Origin of the sequence: Streptomyces sp. NPDC101110, from assembly GCF_044759525.1 — a bacterium.
In the GTDB taxonomy this organism is placed as follows: Bacteria; Actinomycetota; Actinomycetes; order Streptomycetales; family Streptomycetaceae; genus Streptomyces.
In genome coordinates this window covers 196924-215368 of record NZ_JBIVZM010000004.1, presented here as the reverse complement: position 1 = coordinate 215368, position 18445 = coordinate 196924, and the positions used below count along the sequence as shown (strand labels likewise).

General features: G+C 68.8%; 18 protein-coding genes and 1 riboswitch. Of the genes, 8 read left to right on the top strand and 10 right to left on the bottom strand.

What is annotated here, in order from left to right:
* Positions 1-5 precede the first annotated feature (5 nt).
* From ACIQU3_RS10320 to ACIQU3_RS10300, 5 genes are all read right to left on the bottom strand, one after another.
* Complete coding sequence (locus tag ACIQU3_RS10320; RefSeq protein ID WP_403741733.1) at positions 6-488, bottom strand: NUDIX domain-containing protein; 483 nt, start codon at positions 486-488, stop codon at positions 6-8.
* A gap of 130 nt (positions 489-618) precedes the next feature.
* Positions 619-1524, bottom strand: a complete 906-nt coding sequence (locus ACIQU3_RS10315) for a LysR family transcriptional regulator (RefSeq protein WP_403741730.1) — start codon at positions 1522-1524, stop codon at positions 619-621.
* 196 nt (positions 1525-1720) lie between these two features.
* Positions 1721-2980, bottom strand: coding sequence for a cystathionine gamma-lyase (locus ACIQU3_RS10310; protein ID WP_403741727.1), 1260 nt, complete (start codon positions 2978-2980; stop codon positions 1721-1723).
* On the bottom strand, positions 2977-3468 hold the full coding sequence (locus tag ACIQU3_RS10305; RefSeq protein ID WP_403741724.1) for a low molecular weight protein-tyrosine-phosphatase: 492 nt from the start codon (positions 3466-3468) through the stop codon (positions 2977-2979). Before ACIQU3_RS10305 ends, ACIQU3_RS10310 begins: the two co-directional genes overlap by 4 nt.
* 6 nt (positions 3469-3474) lie before the next feature.
* On the bottom strand, positions 3475-3852 hold the full coding sequence (locus tag ACIQU3_RS10300) for a phage holin family protein (RefSeq protein ID WP_234750357.1): 378 nt from the start codon (positions 3850-3852) through the stop codon (positions 3475-3477).
* A 60-nt stretch (positions 3853-3912) separates the two neighbouring features.
* Between ACIQU3_RS10300 and ACIQU3_RS10295 the strand changes: the two genes are divergently transcribed.
* The 4 genes from ACIQU3_RS10295 to ACIQU3_RS10280 all read left to right on the top strand — a co-directional run bounded on the left by ACIQU3_RS10295 (position 3913) and on the right by ACIQU3_RS10280 (position 6195).
* Entirely contained in the window at positions 3913-4230 is a 318-nt protein-coding gene (locus tag ACIQU3_RS10295; protein ID WP_403741721.1) for a cupin domain-containing protein, read from the top strand.
* Positions 4231-4394: 164 nt separating this feature from the next.
* Positions 4395-4607 (top strand): DUF5326 family protein, encoded by a 213-nt coding sequence (locus tag ACIQU3_RS10290; RefSeq protein ID WP_020271174.1) that lies wholly within the window; start codon positions 4395-4397, stop codon positions 4605-4607.
* Positions 4608-4936: 329 nt separating this feature from the next.
* A complete protein-coding gene (locus ACIQU3_RS10285; protein WP_403741717.1) occupies positions 4937-5662 on the top strand; it encodes an IclR family transcriptional regulator in 726 nt (241 codons plus the stop codon).
* 98 nt (positions 5663-5760) lie between these two features.
* Positions 5761-6195, top strand: a complete 435-nt coding sequence (locus ACIQU3_RS10280) for an SsgA family sporulation/cell division regulator (RefSeq protein ID WP_104779090.1) — start codon at positions 5761-5763, stop codon at positions 6193-6195.
* 160 nt (positions 6196-6355) lie between these two features.
* On the opposite strand, the gene ACIQU3_RS10275 is transcribed toward ACIQU3_RS10280, so the two are convergent.
* Positions 6356-8113 (bottom strand): YibE/F family protein, encoded by a 1758-nt coding sequence (locus ACIQU3_RS10275; protein ID WP_403741714.1) that lies wholly within the window; start codon positions 8111-8113, stop codon positions 6356-6358.
* Between the two features lie 72 nt (positions 8114-8185).
* A riboswitch (TPP riboswitch) is annotated at positions 8186-8375 on the top strand.
* Between ACIQU3_RS10275 and thiC the strand changes: the two genes are divergently transcribed.
* Positions 8368-10152 carry a phosphomethylpyrimidine synthase ThiC gene (gene thiC / locus ACIQU3_RS10270; RefSeq protein ID WP_403924376.1) on the top strand — a complete coding sequence of 595 codons (1785 nt, stop codon included), beginning with the start codon at positions 8368-8370 and terminating at the stop codon, positions 10150-10152. It overlaps the preceding riboswitch by 8 nt.
* A gap of 85 nt (positions 10153-10237) precedes the next feature.
* Here thiC and ACIQU3_RS10265 read toward each other — a convergent pair whose 3' ends face one another.
* From ACIQU3_RS10265 to ACIQU3_RS10255, 3 genes are all read right to left on the bottom strand, one after another.
* Entirely contained in the window at positions 10238-11110 is an 873-nt protein-coding gene (locus tag ACIQU3_RS10265; protein WP_403741709.1) for a hypothetical protein, read from the bottom strand.
* A 183-nt stretch (positions 11111-11293) separates the two neighbouring features.
* The gene (locus tag ACIQU3_RS10260; protein ID WP_403742031.1) at positions 11294-12379 is read right to left on the bottom strand and encodes a metallophosphoesterase; all 1086 of its coding nucleotides are present in this window, start codon (positions 12377-12379) and stop codon (positions 11294-11296) included.
* Positions 12380-12654: 275 nt separating this feature from the next.
* On the bottom strand, positions 12655-13767 hold the full coding sequence (locus ACIQU3_RS10255) for a LacI family DNA-binding transcriptional regulator (protein ID WP_366715899.1): 1113 nt from the start codon (positions 13765-13767) through the stop codon (positions 12655-12657).
* A 431-nt stretch (positions 13768-14198) separates the two neighbouring features.
* Between ACIQU3_RS10255 and hisC the strand changes: the two genes are divergently transcribed.
* The gene (gene hisC / locus ACIQU3_RS10250) at positions 14199-15278 is read left to right on the top strand and encodes a histidinol-phosphate transaminase (RefSeq protein ID WP_403924373.1); all 1080 of its coding nucleotides are present in this window, start codon (positions 14199-14201) and stop codon (positions 15276-15278) included.
* An 89-nt stretch (positions 15279-15367) separates the two neighbouring features.
* On the opposite strand, the gene ACIQU3_RS10245 is transcribed toward hisC, so the two are convergent.
* The gene (locus tag ACIQU3_RS10245) at positions 15368-15754 is read right to left on the bottom strand and encodes a cyclophilin-like fold protein (RefSeq protein WP_403741703.1); all 387 of its coding nucleotides are present in this window, start codon (positions 15752-15754) and stop codon (positions 15368-15370) included.
* A gap of 149 nt (positions 15755-15903) precedes the next feature.
* On the opposite strand from ACIQU3_RS10245, the gene ACIQU3_RS10240 reads away from it, so the two are divergent.
* On the top strand, positions 15904-17412 hold the full coding sequence (locus ACIQU3_RS10240; protein ID WP_403924371.1) for a cytochrome ubiquinol oxidase subunit I: 1509 nt from the start codon (positions 15904-15906) through the stop codon (positions 17410-17412).
* Positions 17413-17432: 20 nt separating this feature from the next.
* A complete protein-coding gene (cydB, locus tag ACIQU3_RS10235; RefSeq protein WP_403924369.1) occupies positions 17433-18437 on the top strand; it encodes a cytochrome d ubiquinol oxidase subunit II in 1005 nt (334 codons plus the stop codon).
* Positions 18438-18445 lie beyond the last annotated feature (8 nt).

Genomic DNA, 18445 nt, shown 5'->3' with positions numbered 1-18445 from the left:
ACGGCTCAGCCCAGGTCGGGCGCGTGCATGGCGAGCACGCCCTCGATGTTGCCGTCCAGGTAGTGCCGCAGCGACAGCGGCACGAGATGGACCGAGGCGATCCCGACCCGGGTGAAGGGCACGCGCACGATCTCGTACTCGCCGACCGGCTCGTCCACCTCGGGGCCATGGCGCAGGGAGGGGTCCATGGACTCCAGGCGGCAGACGAAGAAGTGCTGCACCTTCACACCGGTCGCGCCACCGTCCTCCCCGATGTGCTCCATGGTGTCCACGAAGCAGGGCACCACATCGGTGATCTTCGCCCCGAGTTCCTCGTACACCTCGCGGTGCAAGGCGTCGACGACGGTCGGGTCGCTGGGCTCGACCCCGCCGCCGGGCGTGAGCCAGTAGGGATCCACACCCGGCTTGGTGCGCTTGATCAGGATCAGGTCGGCACCGTCCAGCAGAACGGCGCGGGCGGTGCGCTTGACCACGGGTCGGACGGTCATGAGTGAAATGTGGCCCGGCTGGTTCCACGTGAAACATCGCGAAACGTCACCGGGCGAGCTCCCAGAGTGAGACAGGTATCTGAGCTCCCGCGACCCACCTCACGCACCCCGGCACGCGACCCCGGGCGCCTCAGCACCAGTCCGCTGAGGAGCGCAGCAACCAGTCGTGAGCTCGCGCGATGTGAGGCATCGCGAGTGTCCCGGTCCGGACCACCAGGAAGTACGTGCGCAGCGGTGGCACCGGCGGCTCGTGCAGGGCGACGACGTCTCCCCGCTCCAGTGCCGCCGCGCACAGATAGCGGGGCAGCACCGCCAGGCCGGCGCCCGCGACCGCGCAGGCCAGGACCGCACGCAGGTCGGGAACGATCACCGTGCCCGGGGCGGCCGGCTGCGAGTCGAAGACGGAGGCCCAGTAGCGGGAGACGAACGGCAGCGACTCGTGCACCTCCACCACCGGCACCTTCTCCAGGGCCGGCGCCGGCTCGTGGTCCGGTTGCGTGGTGCCGATCTGCTCCGGCCAGCGTGGGGCGGCGACCAGGACGTGCTCCTCGTCGCAGAGCGCAGTCGCCGTGAGCAGGGGGCCGCGCGGCTGGGCCGTGCTGATGGCCAGATCATGATGCCCGGCGGACAGCCCTTCCAACGTTTCCTCGGCGGTCCCGAAGGAGGCGCGCAAGGCAAAACCCTGCCCGTCCTCGCGGGTCAGCTCGGTGAGGGCGGGCAGGGCTCGTTCGGCGGTGAACTCCGGCGGACCTGCGAGGTGCAGCGTCCGTAAGGAGGAGTCGTCGTCGAGGCCGGTCTCGGTGATCTCCACCAGGGCGTCGAGATGGGGTGCGGCCTTGTGGGCGAGTTCGTCGCCGATGCTCGTCGGGGTCACGCCACGGGCCTGCCGAAGGAACAAGGGTCGCCCCAGCTGCCGTTCCAGCGTCCGTATCTGCGAGGTGACAGCAGGCTGGGAGAGGCCGAGCAGAGCGGCGGCGCGAGTGAAGGAGCCGGCCCGGTGCACGGTCACGAAGGTCCGCAGCAAGGCCAGATCCACCGCGCACACTCCCCTCTTCGGCCACAGCTCCCCGGCCGCCGACCGTGCCCAACTATAAATAAGTCGATAGGTCTCTGTCGCTACCGTGATTGGACACTGACAGAGAGTCAACTAGCCTTGGTCGCGCGGTTCTTGCGCGCGGAACCGGAGGACGGTCCGAGCCACGAGGGGGGAGGCTCGGACCGTCCGGGGGGAATCAGACGGCCGAGGCATCCAGCGCACGCAGCACGTCCGCCACCAGGTCCTCGGGGTCCTCGGCGCCCACCGACAGGCGGACGAAGCCTTCCGGCACGGCGTCCCCGCCCCAGCGGCCACGCCGTTCGGCCGTGGACCGCACCCCGCCGAAGCTCGTCGCGTCATCCACGAGGCGCAGAGCCTCGAGGAAGCGATCGGCACGCGCGCGCGTGGGCAGCGTGAAGGACACGACACACCCGAAGCGCCGCATCTGCCGCGCGGCGACCCCGTGGGAGGGGTCGTCGGGCAGTCCCGGGTAGCGCAGCCCCGCCACCTCGGGCCGCTCACGCAGTGCCTTCGCGACCGCCAGGGCCGTCGCACACTGCCGGTCGACGCGCATCTGGAGCGTCGCGAGCGAACGGTGTGCGAGCCAGGCCTCCATGGGCCCGGGAATCGCACCGACGATCTTGCGCCAGCGGCGCACGGCCGCCATGGTCTCTGCGTCCCGGCCGACCACATAGCCCAGGAGAACATCGCCGTGGCCGGTGAGCTGCTTGGTGCCGCTGGCCACCGCGAAATCGGCGCCAAGTTCCAGCGGGCGCTGACCGAGCGGTGTCGCCAGGGTGTTGTCGACGGCCACCAGGGCACCACGCGCATGTGCCGCCTCGGCGAGCCGCCTGATGTCACACACGTCGAGCCCGGGATTCGACGGGGACTCGATCCACAGCAGCCTCGCCCCGTCGAGAACGTCGAGCTGGGCGTCCCCGCCGGTGGGCGCCGTGCGCACCTCGATGCCGTACGCCTCCAGCTGGGCGCGGACCAGCGGCAGCGCCTGGTAGCCGTCGTCCGGCAGGACGCACACGTCGCCGGTGCGCAGCTGGGAGAAGAGCACCGCCGAGATCGCCGCCATGCCCGAGGCGAAGACGAGCGTCTCGGCGCCGCCCCCGCCCGGCGCCTCCAGCTCGCCGATGGCGCGTTCCAGCAGCGTCCAGGTCGGGTTCTCGTCCCGCCCGTACGTGTAGGGGCCGGTCGGGTCGCCGGGGAGATGGAAATGGGCGGCGAACACGGGGCCGGGCAGGGTGGGCTCGTGCTTGACCGGCTCGGGCAGCCCGGCCCGTACGGCGCGCGTGCCCTCACCGACGCCAGCGATCGCCCCACCCGTCACCGCACCTGGGGCCTCCGCCTCACCACTCGCGGCAGCCCTCACCCGGTCCGCGTCGGCCGTCGACCGGGCCGGGTCGCCCGTCGTTCCGCCCGCGTCACCCGTCGCGGAATCACTCATGCCGCCTGTCCCTCCACGTCCTCGCGCACTGCGGCGAGCAGACCGGTGCTCGCCGCCTCCACCATCTCAAGGCACTCCTCGAAGCCGTCCATTCCCCCGTAGTAGGGGTCCGGTACGTCGAGGTCATCGCCGGCGGCGGGATCGTACGAGCGGAGCAGCCGCACCTTTGCGGCGTCCTGCTCCGTGGGCGCGAGGCGGCGCAGGGCCCCGAGATGGCCGGAGTCGAGGGCGATCACGAGGTCGAGGCGGGAGAACCAGGACGACTGGAACTGCCGGGCCGTGTGGCCGCCCGGGTATCCGTTGTCCTCCAGGACGGCCACGGTGCGCGGGTCGGCACCGTCGCCCTCGTGCCAGCCACCCGTGCCGGCGCTGTCGACCTCCACCAGCTCGTCGAGACCGGCCTCCGCAATCCGCGCGCGGAAGACGATCTCGGCCATCGGCGAGCGGCAGATGTTGCCCGTGCAGACGAAGCAGACCCGGTACGTCATGTCCGTTCAGTCCCCGTCGGGCAGGATGACGTGCAGCGCCCAGGAGACGACCGAGATGATCAGACCTCCGACGACGGCCGTCCAGAAGCCCTCCACGTGGAAGCTCAGGTCGAGCTTGTCCGCCAGCCATGAGGTGAGCAGCAGCATCAACGCGTTGACGACCAGCGTGAACAGGCCGAGCGTCAGTATCAGCAGCGGCAGGCTGAGGAGCTTGACCACCGGCTTGACCAGGAAGTTCACCAGGCCGAAGAGCAGCGCCACGATGATCAGGGTGGCGAACTCCTTGCCGGTGCTGTCACCGGTCAGGGTGATCTTGTCGAGCAGCCACACGGCGACCGCCAGGGCGCCTGCGTTGGCGATCGTCTTGACTAGGAAATTCATCATGTGTCTGATCGTGGCAGACCTGATCGGACACGGGCACAAGAGGCAGGGGCGGACAAGGCGATGAAGGCATTCCGGCTGGATGAACTGGAGGCGGAGCGCGCCGCCCACGACGGCGCCTACCTGCAGTTTCTGCGGGAGCGGAACATGTCGGTCGGCCTGTACGCCCTCGACGCCGGCGAACAGGATCCACAGAAGCCGCACAATCAGGACGAGGTCTACTTCGTTGTGAGCGGCCGTGCCTCGATCACCGTCGGCCTGGAGACCACCCAGGTGGCGCGTGGCAGCGTGATCTACGTGCCGGCGGGTGTCGCCCACAGGTTCCACCACATCACCGAGGACCTGCGGGTGATGGTGGTCTTCTCTCCGCCCGAGGGGTGACCAAGCGCCTCGGGGTTCCCTAGGGGTTCGGTCAGGGGAGGACAAGGGATGCGTAGCCTCCGTCCGGCCCCTCCCGGACCTAGCATCGAGTGCAGGACATCAAAGATCCGGCAGGACCGACAGGACCCGGCACTCGAACGGGCGGAGAGGTAAGGACGAGGGCGATGCGAGAGATCTTCACGGGACTTCCGTGGTGGGTGAAGTGGATCGCGGTGCCGGTCATCGCCCTGGTCGTGTTCGGCGGGCTGATCGCCAGTGTGGTCGGCTTCGTCATCGGACTGCTCTTCAAGGTGCTGGTCTTCGTGGCACTGGTCGGCGGACTGATCTACGTCGTACGCAAGTTCACGTCGAGCTCCTCGTCGCGCAGCGACTGGTGAGACCGGTGGGAAACAGGTGGGGGTAGCAGGGAACTCCGGCAATCACCGGTTCCCTCGGGCGAGGGAAGTTTCCCGGCGGGGCGGTCTGCACGCGGTGGCAGGCGAATAGAGTCCGGAACTCGACGCGGGGACCTCCCCGCGAGCGGCATTCACCCCCACCCGTGTCCCCCCGCACGGTGTGCCCCCTCGCGTTTCGGGAGAGCCCCTTGGTCCCGGCTGACACCGCCCCCGTTCACCTCCACACCGTCCCCGCGCAACCCCGCTCGGCGACGCCCTCCGGGCCACCACCACCCCCGGCACCACCCCCTCCGCCGACCCTCATCGGATCGGTGCAGCGTGCCATGCGCCTGCTGGAGACCGTCGCAGCGCACGAATACGGTGCCCCGGCCAAGCAATTGGCCCGTGAGACCGGGCTGGCGCTGCCCACGACGTACCACCTGCTGCGCACCCTCGTGCACGAGGGATATCTGCGCCGGGACAAGGGCCTGTTCTTCCTCGGTGCGGCGGCCGAGCGGCTGAGCAGCAGCGGGGCGCGGCAGAAACGTCGCAGCACGATCGCCGACGCGCTCGCACACTGCCGGGACGCCCTGGGCGTGCCCGTGTACTACGCGGTCTACCGCGAGGGCGAGATCGAGGTCATGTGTGTCTCCGACACCCCGGTCAACCCGGCTGTCGAGGAGTGGGCCGACTTCCGGGAGACAGGGCACGCGCACGCCGTCGGACAATGCCTGCTGTCCCAACTGGACGAGGACGCACGCCGCGACCACCTCGAACGCTATCCGGTGCAACCGCTCACGCCCTACACGGTGCGCGACAACCACAGCCTGCTGAGACGCCTGGAGCGGATCCGGCGGATGGAGCCGGTGACCGAGCGCCAGGAGTACGCCCTGGGCGCGGTCTGCGCCGCGATTCCCCTCACCCTCGGCAGCACGGCCGCGACGATGGCCATTTCACTCCCCGCACACCAGGCCGAGCGGCTGCTGCCGGCGGTCCGTCAGTTGCAGGTCGAGATCGGGCGCCTGCTCGGCTCGCTCGCGCTCTCTATCACTATGTGAAAACTCACTCCTTGTGATCTGCTGTGTACGTTCAGCAAGATTCACCAAGTATCAGAGGTTCGTTCCCGGCCAGTGACGGCGATTTGACGGGGTTATCGATGCGCGAGTCCGTACAAGCAGAGGTCATGATGAGCTTTCTCGTGTCCGAGGAGCTCTCCTTCCGCATTCCGGTGGAGCTGCGCTATGAGTCCAGTGATCCCTATGCCGTACGGCTGACGTTCCACTTGCCCGGTGACGCCCCGGTGACGTGGGCTTTCGGGCGGGAGTTGCTGATCGATGGGGTCGGCCGCCCGTGCGGGGAGGGCGATGTGCGTGTCACGCCCGTCGAACCCGACGCGTTGGGCGAGGTGTTGATCCGGCTTCAGGTGGGCAGCGACCAGGCGTTGTTCCGGTCTTCGACGGCACCGCTCGTCGCTTTCCTCGACCGAACGGACAAGCTGGTGCCGCTGGGCCAGGAGGGCTCGCTCGCCGACTTCGACGCGCACCTCGACGAGGCCCTGGACCGCATCCTCGCCGAGCAGAGCGCCGGCTGAGACATGGACCCGGCGGCACGGTGGAGTAACGCTTCACCGGGTGCCGCCGAGCTCTGCAGGAACGCTTCTTCCTGTGATCGTCCTACGATCTTCCGCGGTGCGCCCTTCCTCGGTTCGGCCTTCCTCCGCATGGCGGGGGGGGGTGCTGAACTCGTGGGCGTCAGCGCTTGCGGCGCCGGCCCCTTCCGCCGCGTGCCGGGACAGCGGCGGTCTCCGGGGCGGGCTCCGCGCCGGGACGGTCGGCCGAGACCACCAGCGCCGCCAGGGCCGTGGTGACCGGCACCGAGGCCACCAGGCCGATCGAGCCGACCAGTGTGCGCACGATCTCCTCCGCGACCAGCTCGCTGTTGGCGACCGTCCCCACACTGGACTGCGCGATGGAGAACAGCAGCAGCAGGGGCAGCGCGGCACCCGCGTACGCGAGGACGAGCGTGTTGACGACCGAGGCGATGTGGTCGCGGCCGATCCGGATGCCCGCGCGGTAGAGCCCCCGCCAGCCCATCGACGGGTTGGCCTCGTGCAGCTCCCAGACCGCCGAGGTCTGCGTGACCGTGACGTCGTCGAGCACGCCGAGCGAGCCGATGATGACGCCGGCCAGCAGCAGACCGCTCATGTCGATCGTCGGGTAGAGGCCGTGGATCAGCCCGGTGTTGTCGTCGGTGTTGCCGGTCAACGCGGCCCAGTCGATGAACACCGAGCCGAGAATGCCGATCAGCAGCAGTGAGATGAGCGTGCCGAGCACCGCCACGGACGTCCGGGCCGACGGGCCGTGACACATGTACAGCGCGATGAGCATGATGGCGCTCGCGCCGACCACCGCCACGACCAGCGGATTGGATCCCTGCAGGATCGCGGGCAGGATGAAGAAGTTCAGCACCATGAAGCTGATGGCCAGCGCGACCAGCGCCATGACGCCCCGCATCCGCCCGACGACCACCACGGCGATGGCGAAGATGCCCGCGAGCAGCGCCAGGGGAAAACGGCGGTTGACGTCGGTGACCGAGTACTGCAGGTCCTTCGGGGCCGAGGGCTCGTAGGCGACCACGACCTCCTGGCCCTCGCGCAACTGGCGGGACTGGTCCGGCTGGATGATCTCGGTGAACGTACGGCCCTTGTCGTCGCCGCTGTCCACCCGGATCGTCGCCCGCTTGCAGGTGCCCTTCTCCTGCTGCACAGCGGAGGAGCCCTCGGCGGTGGAGGTGTCGCCGGTCGGCGGAACGCCCGAAGCGCCGGCCTCCTTGCAGCTCACCTCGACCACCTTGGTGACGGTGGCGTCCTGCGTCTGCCGGTCGAAGCCGACGCCGGTGCGTTCGTGCGCGGGGGCGCCGCCCGGCCACAGCACGGCGAGGCCCACCAGCACGGCGGCGGCGAACGGGATCAGGATCGCCGCGATGACCTTGCGCAGGTGCAGGGAGACCGGCGTGGCCGGGCCGTGACTGTGGGAGTGCCCGTGCCCGCCACCCGGACCGGGACCGTGCCCGTGACCGCCGTCTCCGCCGTGACCGTGGCCCTGTCCGCCGTCTCCACCGTGACCCTGTCCGTCTCCGCCGTCGTGGCCGTGGCCGCCACCTCCGGAGGGTCCCGGGCCGTGCCCGGCAGCGGGGTCGTGACCGGCTCCCTGCCCGTACTCACCGCTGTTCCGGGAACCGAAACCCCCGTCCTGCCCGTATCCGAACTCGGGGCCCCGTCTCGGGGCCGGGGCCTGCGGCCTGCCCGGCCCCTGGCCCCTGACCGGGGCATGCGTCCCGCCCGGCCCCTGCGGCCTGACCGGCCGTTGTGGCCCGGTCGGCCCCTGTCCGGCGCCGGCTGCGAAATCGTGGCCCTCACCAGCGCCGTCACCACGGCCAAGGCCGCTTCCGGCGCCGGATCCGCGGGGCGGCTCGGGCGATGGGTAGGAGGGACGCTGCGTCGTGGTCACCGCCCGATCATCGCAAGAACGAGGGGGGCCCTCTGTTCACCGCGCCAGAATTGCCGCTAGCGTGGGGGCACCTTTTGTACACGCGGGAGCTCGGAGCACCGGGCTGAGAGGGCGCTGACCTCCGTCCCGGCGATGTTTCACATGAAACATTGCCGGAGTCGAGTGATGTTTCACACGAAACGTCGCCGGACGGAAACGGCTGCGTCGACCGCCGAACCTGTTACCGGGTAATGCCGGCGTAGGGAGTAGGTCTCATGACCAACAAGGACGCACGCACGCCTGCCTCCGTTCAGGACGAGACGTCCGAGGAGGCCGGTAAGTCCATCGGCTGGCACAAGGCGTACATCGAGGGCACCCGCCCCGACCTGCGCGTGCCGGTTCGTCAGGTGCACCTCACCAACGGCCAGTCGGTCACGCTGTACGACACGTCCGGCCCTTACACCGATCCACTCGTCGACACCGACGTCCGCAGGGGCCTTTCGCCGCTGCGCGAGAACTGGATCATCGCCCGCGGCGACACCGAGGAGTACGCGGGCCGCCCCGTCCGTCCCGAGGACGACGGCATCAAGCACACGTCGCCCCGTGGGGGTCTCCGCAACCTGGACGCGGTCTTCCCCGGCCGGCCCCGCCAGCCGCGCCGCGGCAGGAACGGACAGGCTGTCACCCAGCTCGCGTACGCCCGACGCGGCGAGATCACGCCCGAGATGGAGTACGTCGCCATCCGGGAGAACGTCTCGCCCGAGGTGGTCCGCGACGAGATCGCCGCAGGCCGGGCCGTGTTGCCGGCCAACGTCAACCACCCGGAGATCGAGCCGATGATCATCGGCAAGCGGTTCCTGGTGAAGGTCAACGCCAACATCGGCAACTCGGCGGTGACGTCCTCCATCGAGGAGGAGGTCGAGAAGATGACCTGGGCGACCCGATGGGGTGCCGACACGGTCATGGACCTGTCCACGGGCCGCAACATCCACACCACACGTGAATGGGTGCTGCGCAACTCCCCCGTGCCCATCGGCACGGTGCCGCTCTACCAGGCGCTGGAGAAGGTCGACGGCCGGGCCGAGGAACTGACCTGGGAGATCTACAAGGACACGGTCATCGAGCAGGCCGAGCAGGGCGTGGACTACATGACGGTCCACGCGGGGGTGCGCCTTCCGTACGTACCCCTGACGGCGAACCGCAAGACCGGCATCGTCTCCCGCGGCGGCTCGATCATGGCTGCCTGGTGCCTCGCGCACCACAAGGAGTCGTTCCTGTACGAGAACTTCGAGGAACTGTGCGAGATCCTCGCCGCCTACGACGTCACGTACTCGCTGGGGGACGGCCTCAGGCCCGGATCGATCGCGGACGCCAATGACGAGGCACAGTTCGCGGAGCTGCGCACGCTCGGGGAACTCAACCGGATCGCGAAGCGTTTCAACGTTCAGACCATGATCGAGGGCCCGGGCCACGTCCCGATGCACAAGATCAAGGAGAACATCGACCTTCAGCAGGAGATTTGCGATGAAGCTCCGTTCTATACGCTCGGCCCGCTGACCACGGACGTCGCACCGGCGTACGACCACATCACGTCCGGCATCGGCGCCGCGATGATCGCCTGGTGGGGTACGGCGATGCTGTGCTACGTCACGCCCAAGGAGCACCTGGGCCTGCCGAACCGCGACGACGTCAAGACCGGCGTCATCACCTACAAGATCGCCGCCCACGCGGCGGATCTCGCCAAGGGGCACCCCGGTGCGCAGGAGTGGGACGACGCGTTGTCCGACGCCCGTTTCGAGTTCCGGTGGGAGGACCAGTTCAACCTGGCCCTCGACCCGGACACGGCACGGGAGTTCCACGACGAGACCCTGCCCGCCGAGCCGGCCAAGACGGCTCACTTCTGCTCGATGTGCGGTCCCAAGTTCTGCAGCATGAAGATCTCGCAGGACATCCGCCGCGAACACGGCGGCACCCGGACCGAAATCGAGGAGGGCATGGCCCTGAAGTCGAAGGAGTTCGCCGCGAGCGGCAACCGCGTGTACCTGCCCATCGCGGACTGACCGGCCGCGCACAGGCCCGGGGCGGGTGCGCCCCCGGCCTGTGGGAGGGGCCGCTCGGAACGGACTGCGAGGTCTGCTCCGACAGTTACTCCGGCTGGTGCTCCGGTCCTCCGAAGTCCGGGCTGGTGTAGTCCGGGCTGCTGAAGCTGGGGCGCGAGCCGCGGTCGCCGTCGTCCGGGCTCGTGAACCCCGGGCGGTCGTAGCCGAGGTGCGGCATGCGGCTGACCGGTGTGGAAGATGGTGTGGGGTGCAGGGCCGCGGCCGCCCCGGGGGCGGCGAGTGCCTCCCGCAGAAAGGGCAGGATGCCGCGTTCCAGCAGGGCCTCGTGCCAGGCCTCCCTGGCCTGGGCCACCTCGCCGCGCAGTTCGCCGTACGGCCCGATCTCGGCTGTGGGCTTGTTGCGCAGGGCGGTGAGCAGCAGCCCCACAGCGGCGACGAGGATCGCGACCGCGGTCACGGCACCGAACACCCAGCCCGTGGCGAGCATGGTCCGGGCGAATCCCTGCCCGGGGTCGAGCATCCGCAGGATGTATCCGACGAGCAGGAAGATCGCCGCGGCGGTGCCGGCCAGGACGGGTGCGAGGACGGCGACGACGGCGACGGCGCCCGCGCCCGCGGTCTCCGCGACCCCTCCCATGGTGGCGGCGAGCCCCGAGGCGTCCGTGCCCGGCTCGGAGGAGCCGGACCCGGAGCCGCGCATGGCCGGTGAGCCGGCCGACGCCGGCTGACGCAGTTCGTCGCGGACCTTGACGTAGTGCTGGTATTCGGTCGCCGCGGCCGAGGTGATGAGCGCGGTGGCGCTCAGGGCCATGGTGCGCAGCTGTTCGGGGTTGAGCCGCTGTCCGACAGCGGCCAGTTCCGGACGGTGTGATGCGGAGCGCAGCGCCTCATCGAGGATCCGCTCGTATTCCTGGCGGTCCTCGCTCAGCAGGTGCTGCGGAACGCTGTTCATGTGCATCCCCCGATGCTCCGTAGGGCTTGGGGCTCGGCATGCTGACGAGCCGTCGGGCAGAAACGGAGGGGAGCCTGCTACGGATAAGCCGATGGTAGAGCGGTGACGGTATGCGGTGACAGGGGGTTTACCGAAATTGACCGCTCACCGGCCCGGTCCGCCGATGGGGGACGCCTGTCCGGTGAACGTTCACGCGTCCAGCGGCAGTTGCTGGACCAGCAGCTTTCCGGCCATGGTTACGCCGCCGTCCATCGCGATGGCGAGTCCGTCGGCGTAGACGTGCGGTCCCTCAATCACGGGGTCGCGGCTCTCCTCGTCCTCCTCCGAGCCGACCTCGCCGAGCAGATACGGAATCGGACTGTGCCCGTGAACGATGCGGGTGCCCCCGTACGTATCGAGCAGGGAGCGCACGGCGTCCGCGCCGCCCTCGTCGCGGAAGGAGAACCGCTTGGTGAACTTGCGGAACAGGTCCCAGACCTCGTCCGCGTCGTTGCGGGTGATCGTCTCGCGGACGGTGTCGTTGACCTCTTCGATGGAGCGGCCGTAGTCGAGGTAGGCGGTGGTGTCGGAGTGGACGAGCAGGTGCCCGTCGACCTCCTCGACGGCGTCCAGACGGGACATCCACTGCAGGTGGTGGTCCTGGAGGCGGTCCATGTCGGTCTTCTGGCCGCCGTTGAGCAGCCAGGCCGCCTGGAAGGTGGCGGTGCCCGCGCCGGAGTTGACGGGGGTGTCGCCGAACCGCTTCGCACCCAGCAGGAGCAGCTCGTGGTTGCCCATGAGCGCCTTGCAGTAGCCGCCGGCCGCGGCAGCCTCGGCGGACAGCCGCATCACCAGGTCGATGACGCCGATGCCGTCCGGGCCGCGGTCGGTGAAGTCGCCGAGGAACCAGAGCCGGGCGGTGCCCGCGCACCAATTGCCGGCGGCGTCGAGCAGGCCCTTCTCCTGGAGGGCGGACACCAGCTGGTCGAGGTAGCCGTGTACGTCCCCCACGACGTACAGCGGGCCCTGCCCGGTGGTGGACTGCGGGGCGGTGGTCTCGGGATCCACGGTCACCTGAACAGTGTCACCCCGGTTGACGACGGGGAGGTCGCGCTGGGTCGGCGTGTATCCCTCGGGGTAGGTCTCCTCGGGCGGCGGGGCGACCTCGGGGTGGACGCTGTGGACGTACGGACCGGCCTCGTGGACGTACGCGGGCACCCGGAAGTCGCGCAACGTCGCCGTCCGCTCCACCTCGGGTCCCTGACCGGCCCCCTGAGTCATCGACCCCTCCACCATCGCGCCGCGTTGCACCACATCGGACTGCCTGGTCGTAGCGGCCCGCGGGTGTCGTGGGCCCATCATAGGAATGCGGATCGCGCCATGTGATGACCCAGGGGTGGTGAATCAGAGCAAGAGTCCAGTTCACCGCGGCTTTCGCCCCGATTGGGCCGGGCTTTGACCACCGTGTGACCGCCCTCGCTCTTCTTCTCTTCGCGAGAACGATCCCTTCTCTCCGGGGGACCGGCCCTGTTTCTCCCCAGGAGTGCGCTCTTCCTCTTGCCCGGTGGGGTCTAGGCGCCCTCGGGTGATCGCGGAGGGCTGACCGTCGTGCGCGGCGGGCGTCGCTGGGACGAGGTGCGCACGATCAGCTCCGTCGGTATCACCTGCTCCACCGGGTGGTCGGATTCCACTCCTTCGATGGCGTCGATGAGGAGCTGCACCACCGCGGTGCCGATGCGGCGCGGTTTCAGGGAGAGAGTGGTGATGGGCGGCTCGGTGTTGGCGTACACCGTGGACTCGCTGCAGCAGACCAGCAGCAGATCGTCGGGGACGCGCAGGCCGTAGCGGCGGGCGGCGGCGAGCAGGTCGGTGCCGTTCGGGTCGAACAGTCCGTAGACCGCGTCGGGCCGGTCGGGCCGGGCGAGGAGCCGGTCGGCGGCGACGGCGCCCGCGCACGGATCGTGCGCCGGGTAGGCCTCGTACACCGGGTCCTGTCCCACGCGCTCGCACCAGCGCAGGTACGCGGTGGTCGACAGGTGGGTGTAGGTGTCCGTCGTCGTGCCGGTCAGCAGGCCGATGCGGCGGGCGCCGGCGTCGGCCAGGTGGTCGAGGATGCCGAGGACGGCGGCCTCGTGGTCGTTGTCGACCCAGGCCGTGACCGGCAGTGCACCGGCCGGGCGCCCGTCGGAGACCACGGGGAGTCCCTGCCGGACGAGCTCGCTGACGACCGGGTCCTGGTCGGAGGGGTCGATGACGACCGTGCCGTCCAGGGCGACGTTCGACCAGACGTCGTGGCGGGAGGTCGCGGGCAGGATGACGAGGGCGTAGCCGCGGGCGAGCGCGGCGGAGGTGGCGGCCCGTGCCATCTCGGCGAAGTACGCGAACTCCGTGAAGGTGAAAGGTTCATCCCCGTAGGTGGTCACGGTCAGGCCGATGAGGCCCGATTTGCCGGTACGGAGGGTCCGGGCGGCGGCCGAGGGCCGGTAGCCCAGCCGGTCGGCGACCTCCCGGACATGACGCCGGGTGGCGTCCGGGAGCCGGCCCTTGCCGTTGAGGGCGTCGGAGACGGTCGTGATGGATACTCCGGCGGCGGCGGCCACGTCTCTGATGCCTGCCCGGCCCGGCCGGCTGCCTCGCCGTGAGGTTTCCGCGCGGCTCACCTGGTGCTTCCCTGCTGCTGTCATGGCGAGCCGATAGTAGGGCTCATGCGGTGGGGTAGTGCGGACGCATATGCACGCGTTGACAGGCACGTTTCTGCATGATCATTAAACCTCAATTGCTTTGGAAACCAAGGGTGTTGAGCGCTTTCTTGACAGTACGTGTGTTGTCGGCGCGCACGTGCCTGCCAAGTGGCTGAGGTTGCGAAGAGGTCTCAACTCACCTGCACGGGGGATGCGCGCCACGGCGCACACCACCAGCGCATAGATATATGTGCGGCGCGCCCCCGGATTCGCACGCCTTGGTGTGGTGATGCCCCAGATGCCGGTGGGACAGGGGAGGACGGGACCGGTCGCTCGGTCGTGGCTATACGCAGCGGCGCTGAATCCTCATAAGGTGAGCAGTATTGGATGTCGGCGGCGGTCATGGGCCGCCGGTCTTCACGAGGAGGACTGCGGTGAGCGAGACGAGCCCCAAGCTGCGCGCCGAGCTGGAGGGGATCCCCACCTACAAGCCGGGCAAGCCCGCCGCGGCAGGTGGTCCGGTGGCCTACAAGCTGTCCTCCAACGAGAATCCCTATCCGCCGCTGCCCGGCGTGATGGAGAGCGTGACGGCGGCGGCCCAGAACTTCAACCGCTACCCGGACATGGCCTGCACGGGGCTGATGAACGAGCTGTCCGAGCGGTTCGGCGTGCCCCTCTCCCACCTGGCCACCGGCACCGGTTCGGTCGGTGTCGCCCAGCAGCTGATCCAGGCCACCGCGGGCCCCGGCGACGAGGTCATGTACGCCTGGAGGTCCTTCGAGGCGTACCCGATCATCACGCAGATCAGCGGCGCGACGTCGGTTCAGGTCCCGCTGACCCCCGGGGATGTGCACGACCTCGACGCCATGGCCGACGCGATCACCGACCGCACGCGGCTGATCTTCGTCTGCAACCCCAACAACCCGACCGGCACGGTGGTACGGCGGGCGGAGCTGGAGCGTTTCCTCGACCGGGTCCCGAGCGATGTGCTGGTGGTCCTCGACGAGGCCTACCGCGAGTTCATCCGCGACCCCGAGGTTCCGGACGGCTGTGAGATCTACCGCGACCGGCCCAACGTTTGCGTCCTGCGGACCTTCTCCAAGGCGTACGGTCTCGCCGGCCTGCGCGTCGGTTTCGCCATCGCTCATGAGCCGGTGGCGGCGGCGCTGCGCAAGACGGCGGTGCCGTTCGGCGTGAGCCAGCTCGCGCAGGAAGCGGCGATCGCCTCACTGCGGGCCGAGGACGAACTGTTCGGCCGGGTCGGCTCGCTGGTGTGTGAGCGCACGCGCGTGGTCGACGGGCTGCGCTCTCAGGGCTGGACGGTGCCCGAGACCCAGGCCAACTTCGTGTGGCTGCGGCTGGGGGAGCGCACAGTCGCGTTCGCGGCGGCCTGTGAGCAGGCGGGTGTGGTGATCCGGCCGTTCCCGGGCGAGGGTGTGCGGGTGACGGTCGGGGAGGCCGAGGCGAACGACATCTTCCTGAAGGTGGCGGAAGGGCTCCGCAAGGAGCAGTAGGGCGTTGTGTGCCCGCCGGGGCGCAGGGCGCTGTAGCGCTCCGTCGGCCCGGTCGGAGGACAGGCCGTCGCAGCGCTCCGCGAACCCGCTCAGGAATCGAGGAGTTCCACGCGGACGGGGTCGCCGTCCCGCACGGTTGCGAGCAGTCCCGGGTCGCCGTCGAGGCGGCCCAGGACATTGCACGGGCCGGCGAGACGGCATTCGCCGCCCCGAGCGATCGGCGTGGGGCCGTAGGGGAGGGCGAGGGCGTCACCCTCGGTCCAGAAGGCGACGGTCCCCGGTTCGACGACCTCACGGGCGTCTGTTTCACGTGAAACGGATACCCCTGTGTCGAAGTACACCTCAGCCCCCCAGGTCCGTGCCGTGGAGACGAGGGGCAGCGCCCTGGCGAGGGCCTGACTGGTCGCAGTGTGGTCGAGCGATGCGTTGAGGTGCCCCGAAGGCCACGAGATCCGTATGTGTAGTGATGTCTGCATGCGGCTGATTCAACAATATGTTGAAGTCTGGGCCAAGGCGTTGACTGTGACGGGGGAGACAGGGACCCCCTCGGGAGGCTCGAATGCCTGTGCTGCATAATGGCTTGTGAATGTGAACGCTTTCACAAGCGTATGTAAGGAGCGGCGACGTGGACCTGGCTTTGGCGCCGGAGACCCTGGCGCGATGGCAGTTCGGAATCACCACCGTCTACCACTTTCTGTTCGTCCCCCTGACGATCTCGCTGGCCGCGCTCACGGCCGGTCTGCAGACGGCGTGGGTGCGGACGGAGAAGGAGAAGTATCTCCGGGCGACGAAGTTCTGGGGCAAGCTCTTCCTGATCAACATCGCGATGGGCGTGGTCACCGGCATCGTGCAGGAGTTCCAGTTCGGCATGAACTGGTCCGACTACTCGCGCTTCGTCGGTGACGTCTTCGGTGCGCCGCTGGCCTTCGAGGCCTTGATCGCCTTCTTCTTCGAGTCCACCTTCATCGGTCTGTGGATCTTCGGCTGGGACAAGCTGCCGAAGAAGATCCACCTGGCCTGTATATGGATGGTCTCCATCGGCACGATCCTGTCGGCCTACTTCATCCTCGCGGCCAACTCCTGGATGCAGCACCCGGTCGGCTACCGGATCAACGAGGCGAAGGGCCGGGCCGAGCTCACCGACTTCTGGCTCGTGCTGACCCAGAACACCGCGCTCGCCCAGGTTTTCCACACGCTCACCGCGGCGTTCCTCACCGGTGGCGCCTTCATGGTCGGCATCGCCGCCTTCCACCTGGTCCGCAAGAAGCACGTGCCGGTGATGAAGACCTCGCTCCGGCTGGGCCTGGTCACCGTCGTCATCGGTGGCCTCCTCACCGCGATCAGCGGCGACGTGCTCGGCAAGATCATGTACCAGCAGCAGCCGATGAAGATGGCTGCGGCCGAGGCGCTGTGGGACGGCGAGAAGCCGGCTCCCTTCTCGGTCTTCGCCGTAGGCGACGTCGACAAGGGCCACAACAAGGTCGCCATCGAGATCCCCGGGCTGCTGTCCTTCCTCGCGAAGGACGACTTCACCTCGTATGTCCCCGGCATCAACGACGTCAACAAGGCCGAGCAGGAGAAGTACGGGCCGGGCGACTACCGGCCCAACATCCCCGTCGCCTACTGGGGCTTCCGGTGGATGATCGGCTTCGGCATGACGTCGTTCGCCATCGGCCTGGCCGGGCTCTGGCTGACCCGGAAGAAGTTCATGCTGCCGCAGCACCTGAGGGTGGGCGACGACGAGGTGCCGCATCTCGTCCTGCTGCCGAAGAAGGCGCTCGGCCCGACCCTCACCAAGTGGTACTGGCGCATCGCGATCCTCACCCTGGGCTTCCCGCTGATCGCCAGCTCCTGGGGCTGGATCTTCACCGAGATGGGCCGCCAGCCGTGGGTCGTCTACGGCCTCTTCCAGACGCGTGACGCGGTCTCCCCCGGTGTCTCCCAGGCCGAGGTCATCACCTCGATGGTCGTCTTCACCACGCTGTACGCGATCCTCGCCGTCATCGAGGTGAAGCTACTGGTCAAGTACGTCAAGGCGGGCCCGCCGGAACTCACCGAGGCCGACCTCGACCCGCCCACGAAGATCGGCGGCGACTCCCGTGACGCCGACAAGCCGATGGCCTTCTCGTACTAGGCCGAGGGAGCTGCACAGTCATGGAACTGCACGACGTCTGGTTCGTCCTGATCGCCGTCCTGTGGACCGGCTACTTCTTCCTGGAGGGCTTCGACTTCGGGGTCGGGGTGCTCACGAAGCTGCTCGCCCGGAACCGCCCCGAGAAGCGGGTGCTGATCAACACCATCGGCCCCGTCTGGGACGGCAACGAGGTGTGGCTGCTCTCCGCGGGCGGCGCGACCTTCGCCGCCTTCCCCGAGTGGTACGCCACGCTCTTCTCCGGGTTCTACCTGCCCCTGCTGCTCATCCTGGTCTGCCTGATCGTCCGGGGCGTGGCCTTCGAGTACAGGGTGAAGCGGCCCGAGGAGAACTGGCAGCGCAACTGGGAGACGGCGATCTTCTGGGCCTCGCTGCTGCCCGCGTTCCTGTGGGGTGTCGCCTTCGCCAACATCGTGCGGGGCGTGCAGATCGACCAGGACTTCAACTACGCCGGCGGCGTTGTGGACCTGCTCAATCCGTACGCGCTGCTGGGCGGCCTGGTCACGCTCTCCCTGTTCACCTTCCACGGCACGGTGTTCGTCGGGCTCAAGACGGTCGGGGAGATCCGGGAGCGGGCGCGAAAGCTGGCGCTGCGCGTCGGAGCGGTGACCGCCCTGCTGGCGCTCGCCTTCCTGCTGTGGACGCAGGCCGACCGGGGTGACGGTTCGTCGCTGGTGGCGATGGTCGTTGCCGTGGCGTCGCTTCTCATCGCCCTGGCCGCAGCACGGACCGGACGAGAGGGCTGGGCGTTCGCGTGGTCGGGTCTCACCATCGTGGCCGCGGCGGCGATGCTGTTCCTGACGCTGTTCCCGAACGTCATGCCGTCGACCCTGAACCCGGACTGGAGCCTGACGGTCACCAACGCCTCGTCCAGCCCGTACACACTGAAGATCATGACCTGGTGTGCCGGTATCGCCACTCCGGTCGTCCTGCTCTACCAGGGCTGGACCTACTGGGTGTTCCGCAAGCGGATCGGTACACAGCACATCGCCGAGACCGTGCACTGAGGTGTGTT

What these genes read in the sequence shown, in the direction of transcription:
- ACIQU3_RS10320 (WP_403741733.1), bottom strand. Translation starts at nt 488, where the DNA reads ATGACCGTCCGACCCGTGGTCAAGCGCACCGCCCGCGCCGTTCTGCTG.
- ACIQU3_RS10310 (WP_403741727.1), bottom strand. Translation starts at nt 2,980, where the DNA reads ATGAGTGATTCCGCGACGGGTGACGCGGGCGGAACGACGGGCGACCCG.
- ACIQU3_RS10305 (WP_403741724.1), bottom strand. Translation starts at nt 3,468, where the DNA reads ATGACGTACCGGGTCTGCTTCGTCTGCACGGGCAACATCTGCCGCTCG.
- ACIQU3_RS10300 (WP_234750357.1), bottom strand. Translation starts at nt 3,852, where the DNA reads ATGATGAATTTCCTAGTCAAGACGATCGCCAACGCAGGCGCCCTGGCG.
- ACIQU3_RS10295 (WP_403741721.1), top strand. Translation starts at nt 3,913, where the DNA reads ATGAAGGCATTCCGGCTGGATGAACTGGAGGCGGAGCGCGCCGCCCAC.
- ACIQU3_RS10290 (WP_020271174.1), top strand. Translation starts at nt 4,395, where the DNA reads ATGCGAGAGATCTTCACGGGACTTCCGTGGTGGGTGAAGTGGATCGCG.
- ACIQU3_RS10280 (WP_104779090.1), top strand. Translation starts at nt 5,761, where the DNA reads ATGCGCGAGTCCGTACAAGCAGAGGTCATGATGAGCTTTCTCGTGTCC.
- thiC (WP_403924376.1), top strand. Translation starts at nt 8,368, where the DNA reads ATGACCAACAAGGACGCACGCACGCCTGCCTCCGTTCAGGACGAGACG.
- ACIQU3_RS10265 (WP_403741709.1), bottom strand. Translation starts at nt 11,110, where the DNA reads ATGCACATGAACAGCGTTCCGCAGCACCTGCTGAGCGAGGACCGCCAG.
- ACIQU3_RS10260 (WP_403742031.1), bottom strand. Translation starts at nt 12,379, where the DNA reads ATGGTGGAGGGGTCGATGACTCAGGGGGCCGGTCAGGGACCCGAGGTG.
- ACIQU3_RS10255 (WP_366715899.1), bottom strand. Translation starts at nt 13,767, where the DNA reads ATGACAGCAGCAGGGAAGCACCAGGTGAGCCGCGCGGAAACCTCACGG.
- ACIQU3_RS10245 (WP_403741703.1), bottom strand. Translation starts at nt 15,754, where the DNA reads ATGCAGACATCACTACACATACGGATCTCGTGGCCTTCGGGGCACCTC.
- cydB (WP_403924369.1), top strand. Translation starts at nt 17,433, where the DNA reads ATGGAACTGCACGACGTCTGGTTCGTCCTGATCGCCGTCCTGTGGACC.